Annotated in this window: 2 protein-coding genes; both read left to right on the forward strand. The window is 71.6% G+C overall.

Going from position 1 to position 1241, the window contains the following annotated elements; all coding sequences use genetic code 11:
- A partial coding sequence (locus WEB03_RS02070; protein WP_368069314.1) for a DUF427 domain-containing protein occupies window positions 1–314 on the forward strand: 314 nt, incomplete at its 5' end.
- An 88-nt stretch (window positions 315–402) separates the two neighbouring features.
- The coding region (locus WEB03_RS02075; RefSeq protein ID WP_368069315.1) for an ABC transporter substrate binding protein at window positions 403–1241 on the forward strand (839 nt) is incomplete at its 3' end.

Genomic DNA, 1241 nt, shown 5'->3' on the forward strand with positions numbered 1-1241 from the left:
CGTACCTTCTCCACCGAGGGAGGGGGCCGGTGGTGCGAGCGTCGTGGAACGGGGCCGTGATCGCCGAGTCGTCGTCGACGGTCAGGGTCGAGGGCAACCACTACTTCCCGCCGGAGAGCGTCGACCAGACCCTGCTGCGGGGATCGGAACGGACGTCGGTGTGCCCCTGGAAGGGGACGGCGACCTACGACGACGTCGTGGTCGACGGCAAGGTCAACTCGGCGGCGGCCTGGACCTACCTCGATCCGAAGGAGAAGGCCGCCCACATCCGCGGCCACCTGGCGTTCTGGGGCGGGGTCGAGGTCTCCGAGTAGGGGGTCGAGGTCTCCGAGTAGGAGTTCGAGGTCCCTGAGGAGAAGGTCGAGCCCACTGACTAGAGTCCTGTCCGTCGAGGGGCGGACGGTGCGCGATATCGGGGCTCGGGGGGTGGCGGCGGTGGTCGCGCTGGCCGCTCTCTTCGGCTGCGCACCGATCGGACCGGACCCTGCAGCCGCGCAGCCCCCGCTGGTGCTCGTCCTCCGGTCGGTCCCCGACCCCGCCGACGATCCGTTCGTCGACGAGCTCCGGGCGCAACGGCTGGTCCCCGGTCGCGATCTGATCCTGGAGCCGGCCGGACCGAGGGCGACCTACCCCGACGAGGCTGCGGTCACGGCGGCGTTCGACGAACTCGATCGTGAACCGGCCGTGATCGTGGCCTACTCGACGCCGTACGCGCAGCTGGCGACCGAGCGGTACCCCGATGTGCCCACCGTGAGCGTCGTGAACGACCCCGTCGCGTCCGGCCTCGTGGCCGATCGCGATGCTCCGGAGGGGAACATCACGGGCGTCACGTTCGCTACACCCGCTGACCGCACCCTCGAGCTCGCCGCGCAGGTCACCGGTGGCGACCTCGACCGGATCGGCCACCTCATCCCCGCCGATGACCCGGCGGTGATCGGACCCCGCCGCCGCCTCCGCGTGGCGGCCGGGGAGCGGGGGACCGAGGTGGTCGAGGCGTTCTTCTCCGATCCCGGCGGGATCGGGGAAGCGGTCGCGACGTTGGTGGCGGCCGAGGTCGACGCGGTCCTGCTCGGTGCGTCGAACACCGTGGTGGCCTCGCTCGCTGAGCTCGAGACGGCGTTCGCCGCGACGAGCCTGCCGGTGATCGCCAACAACGGACGGATCGGGTTCGCGGTCGCGGTCCTCGAACCCGACGGTGGCAGCGTGCGCCGGCAGGTCGCCGTGCAGGTGGCACGGCTCCT

The organism is Nitriliruptor sp., from assembly GCF_040882075.1.
GTDB lineage: Bacteria > Actinomycetota > Nitriliruptoria > Nitriliruptorales > Nitriliruptoraceae > Nitriliruptor.